The sequence below is a fragment of the Actinoplanes sp. M2I2 genome, from assembly GCF_023544445.1.
Taxonomy (GTDB): Bacteria; Actinomycetota; Actinomycetes; order Mycobacteriales; family Micromonosporaceae; genus Actinoplanes.
In genome coordinates this window covers 16,314-33,197 of record NZ_JALPVJ010000035.1, presented here as the reverse complement: position 1 = coordinate 33,197, position 16,884 = coordinate 16,314, and the positions used below count along the sequence as shown (strand labels likewise).

The window sequence follows — 16,884 nt, the reverse complement described above, 5'->3', positions numbered from 1 at the left end:
GACAGGTGTCCGCTCCCACCCCCACCCTGATCGGGCGCGAGCAGGAACTTTCCCGCCTCCGCGAGCTGCTCGAGGCGGTCGGGCCCGGCGGGCAGGCCGTGGTCGTCGAGGGCGAGGCCGGCATCGGTAAGAGCACCCTCGTCGACGCGGTGGTCCGGGTGGCCACCGAGCGGGGTTTCCGCGAGCTGCGCTGCACCGGGGTGCACAGCGAGACGACCTCGGGCTTCGCCGGCCTGCACGAACTCCTGCACCCGGTCATCGATCGGCTGGACACTCTTCCGCAGCGGCAACGGCAGGCGCTGGAGGTGGCACTCGGCCAGGCCGACGGGCCGGCGCCGAGCCGGCTGATGACGGGACTCGCCGTACTCGGCCTGCTCGAGGAGCTGTCGGCCGGCCGGCCGCTGGTGGTGGTCGTCGAGGACGCCCAGTGGCTGGACGCCTCCACCGCCCAGGCGATTTCCTTTGTTGCCCGCCGGCTGTCGCAGGCGCGAGTGCTACTGATCATGACGGTCCGGCCCGATTCGGAAGTCTTCGCGTCGGTCCCGGTGCTCCCGCTCGGCCCGCTCGACCGGGCCGAGTCCGAGTTGCTGCTGCGCGAACAGGAGCCGGCGCTCGACGCGCCTACCCGTTCGCTCGTGCTGGCGGAGGCCGTGGGCAACCCATTGGCGTTGACCGAGCTGCCCCGGGCGCTGACGGTCGGTCATCACCCCGGCGGCGATGAGCGGTGGCTGCCGATGACCAGACGGCTGGAGCAGGCATTCCTGGCCGATGCGGTCGGCCTCGGTGAGAACAGCCGCCGCATGCTGCTGCTGATCGCCGCGGCCCCCGAGTCGTCGCTGCGGCATCTGATGGCCGCCGCGGCCGGCGCCGGTCTCGGGGTCGAGGATCTCGCTCCGATCGAACAATGCCGCCTGGCGACCGTCGCGGGTGATCGCATCCTGCTTCGGCATCCACTGGTGCGATCCGCCGTCTACGGCGCCGCCTCGTTCGCCGACCGGACGGCCGCCCACCGCGTCCTGGCCGCCGCCGCAACCGACCCGGACCGGGCCGCGTGGCACGCGGCCGCGGCGGCCCCGGACTTCGACGACGAGGTGGCCGCCGCGCTGGAGGACAGCGCGACCCGGGCCCGCAAGCGCAGCGCTCTGGTCGAGGCGACCGCCGCCCTGCGCCGGGCGGCCGCGCTGTCGTCCTCGGTGACCGAGCGGGCCCGCCGGCTCGCGGCCGCCGCCGAGATCGCCCGGCAGGCCGGTGAGGTCGCCGACAGTGCGCTGCTGGTCCGCGAGGCGTGGTCGCTGGGTGAGAACCCGGAGGTGCTCACCCAGCTGATCCTCACCGAGGTGGCGCTGGGTGCCAGCGCCGCGATTCCCGGCCGCAACACCGGCGAACTGCTCGATCTGGTGGCCCGCCTGGCCGGCCCGGACGGGCACGCCAACCGGCTCCAGCGTCTGCGGGTGCTGGCCACGGCGGCCACCGCCCAGGCGATCCACGTGCTGCCGGGCGACCTGCGCGAACGGCTCATCGGGGCGATCGACGCGGCGGACGGCGGTGAGGGCAGCCTGCACGCGCTGGTCGGGCACGTGCTGGTCGACCCGGCCCGCTACGCCCTACAGGCCCGGGCCGAGATACCGGGCCTGGTGCGCCGGGTTCGGGACTACCTCTCGACGGAGGCCGGGCGATCGCCCAGCCGGTCTCAGATGATCATCGGGGTCGGGCTGGTGCTGGAGGCCGTGCACGACCTCTCGGCCGCGCTCGAGTGCTGGAACCTGGGCGTCGATCACTTCCACCGCGGCGGCGCGCCCGGCGACGAGGCCTGGATGCTTCGCCAGCGGGCGCTGGTGCTCATCGGCACGGGACAGCTGCGGGACGGCCTGTCCGACGCCGAGATGGCGTTGCGGCTCGGTGCCGACCTGGGGCTGCGCATCACCACCGCAGACGCGGCGACGATCGCGGCCCGGGCCTACGCCTGGCAGGGCGACAACGCTCGCGCGCGGACGGCCCTGGAAAGTGCGGACGGGCCCGCCGTTACCTTCATCCGGGCCCGGGCGAGCTGGTCGGCCGGTCTCATCGCCCTCAACGAGCACCGGCACGAGGACGCCTGGATCTCCCTGAGCGCCGCCCAGGCCAGCACCACCACCGGCCTGTGGTCGCTCGCCGACCTGACCGAGGCCGCCGTACGGACCGACCGCGGGCCCCGGGTGCTGCCGTTGCTGGAGCAGGCCGCCCGGCACGCCGAGGCGTTCGCCAGCCCGTACCTCGACAACCTGGTCCATCGCGGGCTGGCGCAGGCCGAACCGGGCGCGGACGCCGAGGAGCATTTCGCGGCCGCGCTGGCGGGCAGCGCCGCCAACCCGGGCACGCTGGAGGTGGCGCGCACCCGGCTGGCTTACGGCGAATGGCTGCGCCGCCGCAAGCGCATCGTTGATGCCCGTGAGCAGCTCAGTGCTGCCTTGCGGGCGTTCGAGGCAGTAGGTGCGCATCCCTGGGTGGAGCGCACCACGACCGAGCTACGGGCCGCCGGGGTCGCGCCCGCCGCGCCCCGCTCGGCGGCCGGGCTCACCCAGCTCACCCCGCAGGAGCTGCGCATCGTCGAGCTCGCCGCGGACGGTCTGTCCAACAAGGAGATCGCCGACCAGCTCTATCTCTCCCACCGGACGATCGGGACCCACCTGTACAAGGTCTTCCCGAAGCTGGGCATCAGCAACCGGACCCAGCTGCGGAGCGCGCTGGCCCGCCTCGGCTAGGTCTACGTCATCGACGTAGACGTCGGCTCCGACATGAGTAGAACGACTCGGCCGGGGCCCGTGAACGGACCCGTTTCGGCTGGTGCCGCCGGTCATCGCACCAGCGCGGGCGGTGCCGTCCGCCGACGTATGTGGTGCAGGTCGCTAGTGCATAGGTCACGGGACGTATACCAGCGGCTCCACCCCCGCGCTGAAGATGGCGGAGGAACGGAGGTGGTTGGTGTGACGGAGCCGGTGGACGGAGCCGCGTTGCCTGGACGGGCCGCCGAGGAGCGCTCTCTCCTCGCAGCCCTGCACGACAGTGTCGGCGGCCCACGGATGGTGGCGCTGGTCGGCGACGCAGGGATCGGCAAGACCGTGCTGCTGCGTCGTGGAATCACCATGGCGCGGTCGGCGGGTTTCCTGGTGGTCGGCGGTCAGGCGGCCGCGACGTCGGCCGAAGAGGTGCTGCTGACCTCGTTGCTCGCGGCGACCGACCGGCTGCCCGAGGGGCTGCGCCGGCCGCTGGCCCAGCGGCTTGCCGGTGGTCCGCAGGCGCCCGGCCCGGTGCCCCTGCGAATGGCGGTGCTGGCCGTCGTGAAGTTCCTGTGTCGCGGGGGCCCGGTGCTGGTCGTGCTCGACGACGTGGCGGCCGAGGACGACGAGACGATGTCGCTGCTGAGGTTCGTCGCGCGCCGTATGTCCGGCGAGCGCCTGGTCGTCCTGCTGGCCTCGCGCACCGTCGCGGGCTTCGGCCGGCCGCACGAGGGTATCCGGTTGCTCCCGGTGCCGGCGCTGAGCGCGACCGCGGCGGCCGGCCTGCTGGACGGTCTGCCGCAGGCGCCGACCGGTCGGATGCGCGCTGACATTCTCCGGCTCGCCCGCGGCAACCCGGAGGTGATCACCCGGCTCGTCAGGGTGGCCGACCCGGCGGCCGACCCGTTCGGCGGCGAGGTCGCGGGCGATCTCGGCGCGCTGCCGACCGTCACGCGCCGGCTCCTGCTGGTGGCGGCGACCACCGAGGAGGAGGACCTCGGCATCCTGTTGAGCGCGGCCGGAGCGGGTCTTCCGGACTGCCGGCCCGCGGAGGAAGCCGGGCTGATCTCGGTGGTGGCGGGCCGTCTGAGGTTCGTGCACCCGATGGACCGGATCCGGTGTCTGTTCACCGCCGCGCCCAGCGCGCGGCACGATGCGCATGCCGCCCTGGTCGGCGTGCTGCCGGCGGACGCACCGCTGCGTGACTGGCACGCCGCCCACCTGGTGGAGCCGACCGACGACGACGGGGCCGCGGTATTCGAACGCGCCGCCGAGTCTGCCGCGCGGCACGGCCGGGGCCTGGACGCCGCGGCGATGCTGGAACGGGCCGCGCAGTGGAGCACCGACGAACAGGACGCAGCCCGGTTGTACGGCCGGGCGGCGGCTGAGGCCGACCGCAGCGGCGACATCGCCTGGGCGTTAGACCTGTGGGACCGGATGCGGGCGCACGACGACGACCCGGCCCGGCACGCCGCCACCGCGATGGCCCTCGGCAACACCGCGATGTTCCGGCCCGGCCGGACCGTCCTCGGCCGGCTGAACCGGTTGCTGGCCGCGCCACTGGCGGATCCGGAGCACGTGTCGGGCCTGCTCTCGCTCGCGGCCCGGTCCGTGCTCAGCGACGGCCATCCCGCCGACGTGAGCGCGCTGGGCCGGCTGATCAACCGATTCGGCCCGGACCGCCGCGGCACGCAACCGCCGTCGTTCCCCATCGCGCTGGCCGACGCGGTGGCGGATCCCGCGGGCTGGACGGGACGCCACGGCGCCCTGCAGAACTCGCCGCTGATGGAACCGGTCGAACACGGAGCCGAGCGTGCGCGGCTCATGTCGGTGGCCGGAATCGCGTGGGTCACCGACGACACCGAGATCGCCGTCGACCACTACCGCCGGGCGTTGGAGTGGGCGCGGACCGACCAGTCGTACGGCGTCTCGGCGCTGGCCACCGTGCTGTTCACCGAGGTGCTCCTGGAATGCGGCTTCCTCGACGAGGCGGCGACGGCGTTGCGGGACGCGACCGACTTCGTCGGCGGCAACCGGTTCGCGGTGGTGCGGCGGGCTCTGGCCGCGCAGCAGGCCACCGTGCTGATTCGCCGGGGCGAGCTCGACGAGGCTCGCACGCTGCTCGACCGGGACGCGGCCGCCGGTCCGGCCGGCAGCCGACTGGTGCGCTACCTGCGGTTGAGAGCCGCCGGGCAGCTCGCCGCCGCGGCCGGCGACATCGACCAGGCGTGTACGACGTACCTGCAGATGTTCGCGCCGGACGGATCACCGCTGCACTACCTGATGGCGCAGCGCTCGGTCGTCGAGCTCGCCGCGGCCGCCGTGGTCGCCGGCCGCCGGCCCGAGGTCGCCGGGGTGCTCCGCCTGGCCCGGGCCCGCGCGGCGCGCCCGACGGATCGCCGGGAGTGGTCGTGGCAGGTCGCGTCGGCGCTGCTGCACCCGCACGACGAAGCGGCGGGCCGGCGGATGACGGCGCTGCTGGCGAGACTGGACGCGGCAGACCGGTGGCCGCACGAGTACGCGACCGCCCAAACCGCGTACGCCCATCGGTTGTCGGCCCAGCGGCGGTATTCCCAGGCTCGGCCCCTGCTGGTCGCCGCGCTGGACATCCTGGTCCGGGCCGGCGCCTCGCACGAGGCCGCCGTCGTGCGGGAGAAGTCGCGCGCCGTCGGCGTCCGGGCGCCGGTCACCGGTGAGGCGCCTTTCACCGCGCTGACGCCGCAACAGCAACGGATCGCGCGGCTGGCCGCGGACGGACTGTCGAATCGCGACATCGCGACCCAGGTCAAGATCGCCCCGCGAACAGTCAGTTTCCACCTCTATCAGATCTTCCCGAAGCTGGGCATCACCCGCCGCGCCCAGTTGCGCGGCGCGGTGGTGGCCGCCTGACCGGTTGGAGACCGGCTATCAACACGACAGAGACCGCGCCGCCGGACCTGCTCGGCCGCGCTGACGAATGGTCCACCATCGATGCGATTCTCGATCCCGTCCGGCGCGGTGGCGCCCGGCTGGCGATCGTCGGCGACGCGGGCGCTGGTACCTCGGCCCTGCTGACCGTCGCGGCCCGCGTGGCGCGGCAGAGGACCTTCCGGGTGCTGTGCACCGCCGGGCATCAGGACGAGAAGGACCTCGGGGGCCTGACGGCCCAGCGGCTGCTGATCGCCCTGCGGCGATCGGTCCCCGAGCTGCCGTCGGCGGCCCGCTCATTGGCGGTGGACGCCCTGAACCTGCAGCCGCAAGGCCACGACGAGCTGGCCCGCGCTCTCGCGCTCAGTCTGCGCGCCCTGATCAGGCTGCAGCCGGGGCCGACCCTGATGACCGTCGACGACCTGCACCTGGCCGACCCGGTGTCGGCTCAGGTGCTGTCGGATCTGATCGTCGCACCGCCGCCGGGTCCGCTGGTCATGCTGCTCGGCGTCCGCCGGTCCGCCGCGGCGTCGGTGGTGCCCGCCGGGGTGGATGTCCTGCGGCTCGACCCGTTGCCGGAGGTGGCCGCGGCCCGGCTGCTCGCGACCCGGCTGTCCGAGGTCACCGGGCGCGCCCGGCGCCGGCTGCTGCAGCTGACCGCGGGAAAGCCGCAGGCCATCGCCGACCTCGCCACCCTGTTCCCGAACGCCACCACCGCCGAGGTGCTGCGGCCGCCGTCGACCTGGGCGGAGCAGCTGCGGCAACGGTATGCGGCCCTGCTCGACGATCTGGACGAGTCGACCCGCCGCCTGGCCGGTTACGTCAGCGCGACGCTCGGCGACGAGTCTGTGCCGGTGGTGCTGATCGCCGCGTCGGCCGGCCGGGCCGCCCTCGACGAGGTGGTCGCCACCGGGCTGCTGGAACCGGACGGCGGGGCGGTGCGCTTCGCCGACCCGCTGGCCGGGATGGCGGCCTACCTGTCCCGGCCGGCCGTGGAACGCGCCGAGCTGCACCGGCAGTTCGCGGCGGTGCTCCCGGCCGGTTCGCTGCTGCGGGCCCGGCACCTGGCCGCGGCCACCAGCGGGCTCGCCGAGCCGGTCGCCGCCGCTCTGGAGCTGGGCGGCGAGCAGGCCCGGCGAAGCGGTGCGCACGCCGAGCATGCCGAGGCCCTGCACCTGGCGGCCGGTTTGTCCCCGGATCCCGCAGTGGCGGCCGGCCGGTACGCGACGGCGCTGCTCAGCGCCGGCGTGACCGGCCATTCCGGCTGGGTGCGGGAGCTGTACGCCGAGGCCCGGCGCCGGGACCCCGCAGCGGTCACCCCGGTTGCCACCGCGGAGGTGACGCTGGCGCTGTGCCGCAGCGCCCGGCAGCGGGAGGCGATGGACCTTCTGCTCGCCCGGACCCACGAGCGGCCTCCGGGTGACGCCGTGGAGCGGTTGCGGCTGGCTTCCGCCGCGGCTCTGGTCTCCCGTCTGTCCGGTATCGACGAGCACCGGTCGATCGCCCGCCGGCTTCTGCGGGAGACGGATCCGGCCGCCGCCGATCCCGGAATACGGGTGATGCGTGCTGCCGTCAGCGCGGCCATCGACCCGTACGCCCAGTCGGCCGCGCTGCCGCCCGCCGGGCCGATCGCCGACCGCCTCACTGCTCTGCACGCGACCTGGGTCGCGGACGCCGCCGACATCGCCGGGGAGACCACCACCGCGACCGCGCTGCGTCAGGCGGCCCTGGCCCGGACCTGGTCCGACGGGGTGGCCGAACTCCCGGAGCTCTTCCTGCCGCTGGCCAGCAGCCTGATCGATGCGGGGCGGTGGCCGGAGGCGGACGCGCTCATCGCCCGGGCGCAGGCCGCCTGCGACGCTGCGGACCTGCGCCTGCTCGAGGTGGAGGTGGTGGCCATGCGGGCCACCCTGGCCGCCCTGCGCGGCGACGGCCCGGGTGCGCGCAGCCTGGCGGAGTCGGTGTGGACCCGCGTCGACCTCCACCAGAATCGCCGGGTGGCCGCGCGCCTGCGTCAGGCCCTGGGCATCGCCGCCTTCGCTGAGGGTGACCACGAGGCGGCCTACCGGCACCACCGCGCGCTGTTCGGACCAAACGGCGGCGCGCTGTACCCGGACTTCACCGGCCACATGCTCCTGGGCCTGGCGGTGACCGCGGTGCGTACCGGCCGGGCCGCGGAGGCGCTGCGGGTGCTCGACGCCTGCGCCGGGCCGGACAACGCGCGCCGGCGGATGCGCCATGCGCAGATCCGCGCCATGCTGACCGACGACGAGAACAGCGAGGCGGGTTTCCGGGGCGCGGTCGACGACCCGGCCGGCGAAGCCTGGCCGTTCGAGCGGGCCCTGGCCCGGATGCACTACGGCGCCTGGCTGCGCCGCCAACGCCGGGTCGTCGCGGCTCGGGAGCACCTGTCTGAGGCGGTGGTGCTGCTCGATCGGCTGGGCGCCGAGGGACTGGCCGAACTCGCTCGCATCGAGCTGTCCGCGGCCGGGGAGTCGTCGGATGTCACCGGTCCGCTCGGCTCGCTCAGCCCTCAGCAGCAGCGGATCGTCCGGCTGGCGGCCGAGGGCCTGAGCAACATCGAGATCGCGACCCACCTGCGCATGTCACCGCGCACCGTCGGTACCCACCTCTACAACGCCTACCCCAAGCTGGGCGTCAGCAGCCGTCAGGAGCTGAACACGCTGTTGCGCTGACGGGGAAGTTCTGGTTGAAGACGTCATCCGGGTCCACCTCGGCCTTGACGGCCCGTAGCCGCCGCAGGGTCGCGGGTGGGAACGCCTCGACGAGGCGCTGCGGTGTGAAGGCCGACTCGAAGCTGAGGTAGAGCCCGTCCCACGCCGAACCCGTCTTGTCCCAGGCCGTGTCGAACTCCGTCTCGCGTCCCGCAGCAACGGCGGTGATGGAGAAGTTCTGGTGACGATGGGCGTACGCGGTCGACTCGGCCGGCACGTCGTTGATCGCGCCACCGACCGAGCGGATCTGCAGCAGCTGACCGAAGCCCTGCTCGACCAGATAGGCGACGTGGCCGGCCACCGTGTCGTCGAGGTGGACGGCCAGACCGCTGTGGGTACGGGCCTGCTGCTGGCCACGCTGCGGGGCATGGGTGGCAGCGACGACCGAGGCGTAGGGCGCCAGCCGGGCTTGCCGGCCGAGCAGCGGTGCGACGCGCAGGAAAGGGGTCAGGGCGGCCTCGGCGTTCTCGTCGGCGACGACCACGGTGGCCAGCGCGACGCCGTCCCCCACCAGGTAGAGGAAGGCGGAGACCGTACGCGGGGCGGCCTCGACCGTCTCGCCCCAGCGCCGCAGGAATGAGACCACGTCCGGTACGCGGTACTGGAACGTGGCGTGCGCGACGACCGGGATCCGGGCGGCCCGGAACGTGAACGAGGTGACCACTCCGACGTTGGCGCCGGCCCCGCGCACCGCCCAGAACAGCTCCGGGTCGTGCTCGGCGTCGACGGTGCGGATCGTGCCGTCGGCGGTGACCAGTTCCGCGGCCGTGAGCCGGTCGATGGTCAGGCCGTGGGCCCGGCCCATCAGCCCGATGCCGCCGGTAGTGGCCAGCCCGCCCACGCCGACGTCGCCGGAGTCGCCGGAACTGATGGCCAGCCCCAGCGGGCTCAGCTCGGCGGCGACGTCACCCCAGCGGGCGCCGGGGCCGATGCGGACGAGATCGTCCCCCAGGGCTTTGACGGCGTCGAGCCGGGAGAGGTCGATGACGGTTCCACCGTCGTTGGTGGAGACGCTGCTGATGCCGTGGCCTCCACTGCGGATCGAGAGCGGGCCACCGGCGTCCCGGGCGAACCCGAGCGCCGCGCCGACCTCGGTGGCCGAGCGCGGCCGCACCACCGCGGCCGGCGATCCGGTCGCGGTGTAGACGTGCTGTACGGACCGGTAGGCCGGATCGCCGGGCCGGATGACGTCGAGCATCGCCGTGCCCCTCAGCCCTGGTCCGCGGCGGCCTGTGGCCCGGCCGCCTGATCGACGAAGTAGTGCAGGGTGTCTCCGGCGATGGGGCTGGTCGCGGCGGCCACCTCGGCGATGTGCACACCGACGTCGGTGGCCGGGATCCAGCCCGGGTCGTCGATGCCGGCCAGCCGGCGCGGGCGGGTGCGGATGAACCCGAGCACCAGCTCGTAGACGCGTGGACCGCGCCCGCCGAGTTCGGCCGCGAGTGTGCGGGTCAACGACTTGGTGGCCGCGCTGCCGGCGGCGACCGCGGCTGCCATCGGGAAGGGCAGGTCCGCGGACAGTCCGTTGAGCTGCAGGATCATGCCGTCGCCGGCCAGCTGCGGGATGAAGGCGCGGTAGGCACGGAACACCGTGGTCTGGTTCTGCCGGAGCTGATCCTCCCACTCCGGATCGGTGAGATCGAGCAGCGGTTTGCGACCCTGTCGGCCCCAGTCGGCGACGCTGAGCACCACGCCGTACAGGCCGTCGAACTCGGCCGCCAGCTCGGCCGCCGCCTCGTCGAGGCCGGGATCGAGCAGGTCGAGTTCGCGGACGTGCAGGTGCGGGTCGTCGATGCGGCGGGCGAACTCGTCGAGCCGACCGGCCGAGCGGGAGGTGGCCACGACCGTGGCGCCCGCGGCGAGCAGGGCCTGCACGACGCCCTCGCCGACGCCGCCGGCCCCGCCGACCACGACGACAGTGGACCCGGCGAGGTTCGTGTCCGGTTGAGCCCATTTCGGTACGGTGATAGGGGTAGTCATCGAATGATCTCCATGTCTTCGAACACCGGCCCGACCGATCGCGATGGTCGGCCGGGCCTCGGGAGTGGGCGAACGGTCAGCTCTGGATGAAGTCGAGCAGGTCCCGGTCGAACAGCTGCTGGTAGTCGCCCGCGATGCCGTGCGGCGCGCCCTCGTAGATCTTCAGCGTGGCGTTCTTGACCAACTTCACCGACTTCAGCGCGGCGTCGGCGAACGGCACGATCTGGTCGTCGTCGCCGTGCGCGATGAACATCGGCATGTCGAGCGCCTGCAGGTCCTCGGTGAAGTCGGTCTCCGAGAAGACCGCGACGCAGTCGTACGCCGCCTTCAGGCCCACCTGCATGCTCAGTCGCCAGAACTGGTCGCGCTGGCCCTGCGAAATCGTGGAGCCCTCGCGGTTGGCACCGAAGAACTGCCAGGCCAGGTCCTGGTAGAACTGCGACCGGTCACCGAGCACGCCGGCGCGGATGCCGTCGAACGCCTCGATCGGCGTGCCGCCCGGGTTGCTGTCCGACTTGATCATGACCGGTGGGATGGCACCCGCGGTGATCACCTTGGCGACGTTGCCACGGCCGTGGCGGGCCGCGAACCGGACCGCCTCGCCGCCGCCGGTGGAGTGGCCGACGACGATGACGTCCCTGAGGTCCAGCTGGTCCACGAGCGAAGCCAGATCCGCCGCGTACGTGTCCATGTCGTTGCCGTTCCAGGTCTGCGAGGACCGGCCGTGCCCCCGCCGATCGTGCGCGATGCCCCGGAAACCGTTGTCGGCCACCAGTTTCATCTCGACGTCCCAGGCGTCACTGCTGAGCGGCCACCCGTGACTGAAGATCACCGGCTGGCCGCTGCCCCAGTCCTTGTAGAAGATCTCGGCGCCGTCGGTGGTGGTGATGTAAGGCATGTCGTTGTCCTCTCCGTTGCTGTTTCCGTCCTGCCCCAACCTTCGCCAGGCCGGGACGGACGGGCATACGTGCATCGACTGGGCTCCTGCGATTGCGCTGGTCGGACTGCCGGTTAGGCTCCGTGACATGGATCAAGCTCCGCCGGGTCTGGTGGGCCGCGGGCCCGAGTTCGCCCGTCTGCTCCGGTTCCTTGACGACGCGACGTCGGCCGGCACCGCAGTGTTGATCGAGGGCACGGCCGGGATCGGCAAGACCGCACTGCTCACCGCCGTGCGCGAAGCCACCCGGACGCGAGGTTTCCGCGAGCTGCACGCCCGCGGCGTCCAGGCCGGGGGCGGCGCCGGCTTCGTGGGCCTGCACGAGATGCTCCATCCGGTGCTGGACCGGCTGACCGCCCTTCCCGCCCGGCAGCGGTCGGCGCTCACCGTGGCCTTCGGCCAGGAGGAGGGACCGCCGGCGGACCGGCTGCTGGTCGGGCTGGCCACCCTGGGCCTGCTGGAGGAAACCGCGGCGGTCGTGCCGCTGCTGGTGGTGATCGAGGACCTGCACTGGCTGGACCGGTCGAGCGCCGACGTGGTGTCGTTCCTGGCCCGCCGGCTCGGCCACGCGCGGGTGCTGTTACTGGCCAGCACCAGGACGGGCGGGTCGTACGAGGACCGCGGCGGCTCCTTCCCCGTGGTGCTGCCGGTCGAGCCGCTGGTCGACCGCCTGGCCGCACAGCTTCTCCGCGACGTCGCCCCCGACCTGGCCCCCGGACTGCGCGCGCGGGTGCTGACCGCCGCGGCGGGCAACCCGCTGGCCCTGCACGAGCTGTCGGCCGAGCTGCGCCGCCGGCCCGCCGCCGGTGCCGGCGCAACCGATCAGCTGCCGATGACCGAACGGCTGGAGCAGGCGTTCCTGGCCGAGATGGCCGATCTCACCGGCCCGGCCCGGGCGGCCCTGCTGCTGGCCGCGGCCGGGGAGGACGCCGCACCGACCGAACTGGCCGCCGCCGGCCAGCAGCTCGGGCTGGACGGCGACGCCCTGGGCGAGGTCGAGCGGGCCGGTTTTCTGCGGGTGGGGCGGGTCCGGGTGACGTTCCGGCACCCATTGGTCGCCTCGGCGATCTACGGCGCCTCCTCGTCGCTGCAACGGGCCGAGACGCACCGGGCGCTGGCGGCGGCCTCACCCGACCGGGCCCGGGCCGTGCGGCACCGGGCCGCGGCCACCCTCGGCTGGGACGCGGGCCTCGCCGACGACCTCGAGGGACTGGCCACTGCCGCCGTCCAGCAGGGCGCCAACCCGGAGGCGATGACCGCCTACCGCCGCGCGGCCGCGTTGTCGCCCGTGCTGGTCGACCGGGTGCGCCGGCTGACCGAGGCCGCGGAGGCCGCCCGGCGCGGCGGGCTGACCGCCGAGTCGGAGGAGACGTTGCGCGAGGCGCTGCCGCTGGCCCCGGCCGGCGAGCTGGTGCTCGGACTGGCCCGAACCGAATGGTTGCTGAGCATGACCGCGGTCGTGCCCAGCCGCAGCGCGGCGCAACTGGTCGAGCTGGCCGGCGAGTACACCGGCCCGTCGCGGGTGGAGATCCTGCTCTGGGCGGCGACCAAGGCCTGGGTGCTGCAGGAGCCGCCCGAGGTCCGGCGGCTGGTCCGGGCCGGGCTCGACGCCGTCGACGCCCACGAGCGCGACGGCCTCCACGACATCGCGGTGACCCTGCTCGACCCGACCCGCGGGCCTGCCTCGCTGCGGGCCGACCTGCCCGCACTCGCCCCGCGGGTGCTGGCGCTCAACGCCGTGATCATGAACGTGCTGGCGTTCGTGGCCGAGGAGACCCAGGACGAGGCGACCGCATACGAGTGCTGGACGCTGGCCATGGACCACCACCACGCGTACGGGCGGATCAGCGACGAGGCCGTGGCCCAGTGCGGCCGCGGAACCCTGCGGGTGATGGCCGGTCTGCTCGCCGACGGCTTGGCCGACGCCGAACAGGCGCTGCGGCTGTCACTCGACTTCGGCCTGCCGGTGGCCGGGTCGCTCGCGGCGGCCACCATCGCCCAGGCCCGGGCGATGCGCGGCGAGGTGACCGAGGCCCGGTCCGCGCTGGCCCAGTACCGAGAGCTGGCCGGGGCGCAGCCGTTCGCCCGGGTCGAGGCGATGGCCGCGTGGGCGGCGGGCCTGATCGCCACCGTCGAGGGCCGGTCGGTCGAGGCCTGGGAGGCGATGGCGGCCGTCTCGGTGAACGAGGCGATCGCTCTGTGGGCGAGCGCGGACCTGATCGAGGCCGCGGTGCGCGCCCAGCGACCGGAGGCGGCCGAGCAGCCGCTGGCCGCTCTGGCCGTCGCGGCCGCGGCCTTCCCGGCCTCTCCCCGGCTGCACATGCTGTGGCAGCGGTCGGTCGCGCTGACCGCCGCCAAGGCGGAGGCGGGCGTCGCGTTCGCCGCTGCCGTGCGGCACGGCGAACAGGCCGGCGTTCCGCTGGAGCTGGGGCGCACACACCTGATGTACGGCGAGTGGCTGCGCCGCGAACGCCGGATCCTCGAGGCCCGGGAGCATCTGACGACGGCCGTCGAACTGCTGACCGAGGCCGAGGCCCGGCCGTGGGCCGTGCGGGCCGCCACCGAGCTGGACGCGGCCGGGGCCGGAACGGTCGTCCGGGCGGACCGGGCCGACCCGCGACGCACCCTCACCCCCCAGGAGCTGCAGGTGGCCCGGCTGGCGTCGACCGGCCTGAGCAACAAGGAGATCGCCGACCAGATCTACCTCTCGCACCGCACGGTGGCGACCCACCTGCACAACCTGTTCCCGAAGCTCGGCATCACGCAGCGTTCCCAGCTGGCCGGCGCCATGCGCGCGCTCACCAACGTCTAATCATCCCGCTCGGGGGACGTCCGCCCCGGCCAGATCGGTGCGGGCGAGCACCTCGACCAGCTGGGCCCGGCTGGCCACCCCGAGCTTCGGAAACGCCCGGTACAGGTGGGCGGCCACCGTGCGGTGCGAGAGGTAGATCTGGTCGGCGATCTCCCGGTTGCTCAGCCCCGCCGCGGCCAGGCGGACGATCTGCAGCTCCCGGGCCGAGAGATCACCCAGGTTCACCCCGGCGGCCGCGTCAGCGATCACCCCGGCGGCCCGCAGCTCCATCACCGCCCGTTCGGCCGCGCTACCGGCACCGCACCGGTGGAGAGCTTTCAGGGCCGCGCCCAGCGGCTCCCGGGCCTCGACGATCCGCCGCTCGCGGCGCAGCCATTCGCCGAAGGCCAGCCGGCTGAACGCGATCTCCAGGACGCCCCCGTCCTCGACGGCGGCGGCGATCGCGCGCCGGTGGTGCCTTTCAGCGTCCTCGTCGCTGGCCAGCACGGCGCGTGCCCGATGCACGATCGCCCAGAGGTGGGCCGAATCGAACACCTCGGCCTGCACCGCCGCCGCCTCGACCTGGTCGCGGGCGGCCGCGGCGTGTCCACTGCGGGCACCGGCCTCGGCCAGGTCGGCCAGGGCCCACAGCGCGGTGGTGGGGTGGTCGGCCACCTCGGTCAGCTCCAGCCACGCGTCGGCGTACCGGCCCTCGGCCAGGGCGAGCAGCCCGGCGGCCCAGCGCATCCGCGCGGTGATCAGCGCGTACGGCTCGTGCCCCCGCAGCCGCCCGGCGTCGGCGATCCGCGCGGCCGCCTCCGCCCGCTCGCCCCGCCGGGCATGGGCCAGGGCCGAGATCGCCGCGGCCTGACCGGCGATCCGGGGCAGCCGGCCCGCCTCGGCCAGATGCAGCGCCTGCTCACTGTCGGCCAGACCGGCGGTCAGCTCGCCCGCAAGCAGGCGCATCATGGCGCGCCCCGGCAACGCGTACGCCTCGTCGGCCGCCGACCCGGCCTCGTGGTGGAATCGCCGGCCGAGCTCCCAGCCGTCCCGGGCAGCGGCCAGATGCTGCAGTGACTCAGCCGCCCAGGCGTAGGCGAGCAGCCACTGGCTCGAGCCGGGCGACCGCTCCCGATCGCCGTCGAACGCGGCGGCCCGGACGTCGTGCAGGATCGCCGGCAGCCTCCGCCGCACCGCCGGGGCAGAACCGATCGGATCGGTCAGGGCCAGCCTGAGGTCGCGAGTCCAGGGCGGTTCGTCGGAGAGCGCCGCCGCGGCCGTCTCCGGTACGGCGCCAGTCACCCACGCCCGCCCGATCGCCGCGCTGAGCAGGCGCAGGCGCTGCGCCGACGGTTCCAGCCGGACCGCGAGCCCGATGACTTCCGCCGTACCGCGCCCGGGCGTGCCGGCCATGAGACCGAGCAGCACCTCGGTGGACACCAGCAGGGCGACGTCGTCCGGCTCCTCGGCCAGGGCTACGGCCTCCCGCAGCAGCGCCGCAGACTCGTCCGGCAGCGCCGCCTGCCGGGCCGTCTCGGCCGCGAGTGCGAACCGGTGGGTCCGCGCGGACAGCGTGGGGGACAGCTCGGCGGCCCGGCGCAACGCGGACACGGCCTCCCGCGGTCCGGCCAGCCCGGCCACCGTCTCCAGGCCCCGGGCCGCGTCCTCGTCCAGCCGCTGCGCCGCCGCCGCCCGGTGCCAGGCGACGCGGACCGGGTCGGTGGCGACCGTGACCAGATGGCGATGGGCGCCGGCCCGTTCGGAGGCGGAGGCCGCCCCGTACGCCGCCGAGCGCACGAGCGGGTGGGTGAACCGCAGCCGGCCGCCCTCGACGGCGATCAGCCCGGCGTGCTCCAGCGAAGCCAGGTCGGCAGGCTCGGTCCTGGCCACGAGCACGTCGGCCACCGATGTCGTCTCATCGGCGGCCGCGGCGATCAGCAGCAGCGTCCAGCTGGCCGAGGGCAGCGTGGCCCGGTCGCCCAGGAACGCCTGCTCCAGCCGGCGGCTGGTGGGCAGCCGCCGGTCGGCCGGGTCGAGCGGCCCGGCGCCGCGCAGCCGTTCGGCCGTCGCGCCGAACTCCTCGAGCGCCAGCGGGTTCCCGGCCGCCTCGCTCAGCACCCGCCGCCGCAGTGGCCCGGTCAGGTGCGGCGCGGTCGCGGCTAGCACCTCGGCCGCTTCGTCCACCGTCAGCGGCCCCAGCTCGATTCGGCGCGCCCCGGCGCCGTTGAAGTGGTTCGCCGACCGGCCGGTGCGCTCGGTGGCGAGCAGCGTCACCGTGGAGCCGGCCAACCGGCGGGCCACGAAGTCCAGGACGGACCGGCTGGTCGGATCCACCCACTGCAGATCCTCGACGACGGCCAGCATCGGCCCGGTCCCTGCGGCCTCGTCGAGAAGCCGGAACGCGGCCCGGCCGAGGACCAGCGGATCCGGGCCGGGCCCCTGGACCTGACCGAACGCGATGAGCAGGGCCTCGCGCCACCGGTCCGGCAGGACTCCGGACAGCGGCAGCAGCGGGTGCAGCAACTCGTGCAGCCCGGCGTAGCCGACGGTGGACTGAGCCGCCAAACCGGTGCTTTGCAGCACCGGCCGGCCGGTCTGCGCGGCCACCGCCAGCGCCTCGCCGACCAGGGTGGTCTTGCCGATACCGGGCGCCCCGGCCAGCACCACCACCCGGCCGCCGCCGTCGAGAGCCTCGAGCAGCGCTGCGCGCTCGGTCCTGCGCCCGATCACCCGCTGTTCCTCCGGTCGGGAGTCGTTCGACTTATCGGGCCCGATGAT

General features: G+C 74.2%; 8 protein-coding genes. 4 read left to right on the top strand and 4 right to left on the bottom strand.

Annotated elements, in window-relative coordinates; translation table 11 throughout:
* Window positions 1-5 precede the first annotated feature (5 nt).
* The 3 genes from HJC40_RS41920 to HJC40_RS41910 all read left to right on the top strand — a co-directional run bounded on the left by HJC40_RS41920 (window position 6) and on the right by HJC40_RS41910 (window position 8,359).
* A complete protein-coding gene (locus HJC40_RS41920) occupies window positions 6-2,741 on the top strand; it encodes an AAA family ATPase (RefSeq protein ID WP_250009278.1) in 2,736 nt (911 codons plus the stop codon).
* Window positions 2,742-2,963: 222 nt separating this feature from the next.
* Window positions 2,964-5,645 (top strand): LuxR family transcriptional regulator, encoded by a 2,682-nt coding sequence (locus HJC40_RS41915; RefSeq protein WP_250009277.1) that lies wholly within the window; start codon window positions 2,964-2,966, stop codon window positions 5,643-5,645.
* Window positions 5,642-8,359 carry an AAA family ATPase gene (locus tag HJC40_RS41910; RefSeq protein ID WP_308201002.1) on the top strand — a complete coding sequence of 906 codons (2,718 nt, stop codon included), beginning with the start codon at window positions 5,642-5,644 and terminating at the stop codon, window positions 8,357-8,359. Before HJC40_RS41915 ends, HJC40_RS41910 begins: the two co-directional genes overlap by 4 nt.
* On the opposite strand, the gene HJC40_RS41905 is transcribed toward HJC40_RS41910, so the two are convergent.
* From HJC40_RS41905 to HJC40_RS41895, 3 genes are all read right to left on the bottom strand, one after another.
* Window positions 8,322-9,596 (bottom strand): FAD-binding oxidoreductase, encoded by a 1,275-nt coding sequence (locus tag HJC40_RS41905; protein ID WP_250009276.1) that lies wholly within the window; start codon window positions 9,594-9,596, stop codon window positions 8,322-8,324. The two genes, HJC40_RS41910 and HJC40_RS41905, sit on opposite strands and share 38 nt — an antisense overlap.
* An 11-nt stretch (window positions 9,597-9,607) precedes the next feature.
* Window positions 9,608-10,378 carry an SDR family NAD(P)-dependent oxidoreductase gene (locus HJC40_RS41900; protein WP_250009275.1) on the bottom strand — a complete coding sequence of 257 codons (771 nt, stop codon included), beginning with the start codon at window positions 10,376-10,378 and terminating at the stop codon, window positions 9,608-9,610.
* Between the two features lie 76 nt (window positions 10,379-10,454).
* Window positions 10,455-11,276 carry an alpha/beta fold hydrolase gene (locus HJC40_RS41895; RefSeq protein WP_250009274.1) on the bottom strand — a complete coding sequence of 274 codons (822 nt, stop codon included), beginning with the start codon at window positions 11,274-11,276 and terminating at the stop codon, window positions 10,455-10,457.
* Window positions 11,277-11,403: 127 nt separating this feature from the next.
* Between HJC40_RS41895 and HJC40_RS41890 the strand changes: the two genes are divergently transcribed.
* Window positions 11,404-14,127 carry a LuxR family transcriptional regulator gene (locus tag HJC40_RS41890; protein ID WP_250009273.1) on the top strand — a complete coding sequence of 908 codons (2,724 nt, stop codon included), beginning with the start codon at window positions 11,404-11,406 and terminating at the stop codon, window positions 14,125-14,127.
* On the opposite strand, the gene HJC40_RS41885 is transcribed toward HJC40_RS41890, so the two are convergent.
* Window positions 14,128-16,836 (bottom strand): LuxR family transcriptional regulator, encoded by a 2,709-nt coding sequence (locus HJC40_RS41885; protein ID WP_250009272.1) that lies wholly within the window; start codon window positions 16,834-16,836, stop codon window positions 14,128-14,130.
* Window positions 16,837-16,884: the final 48 nt, after the last annotated feature.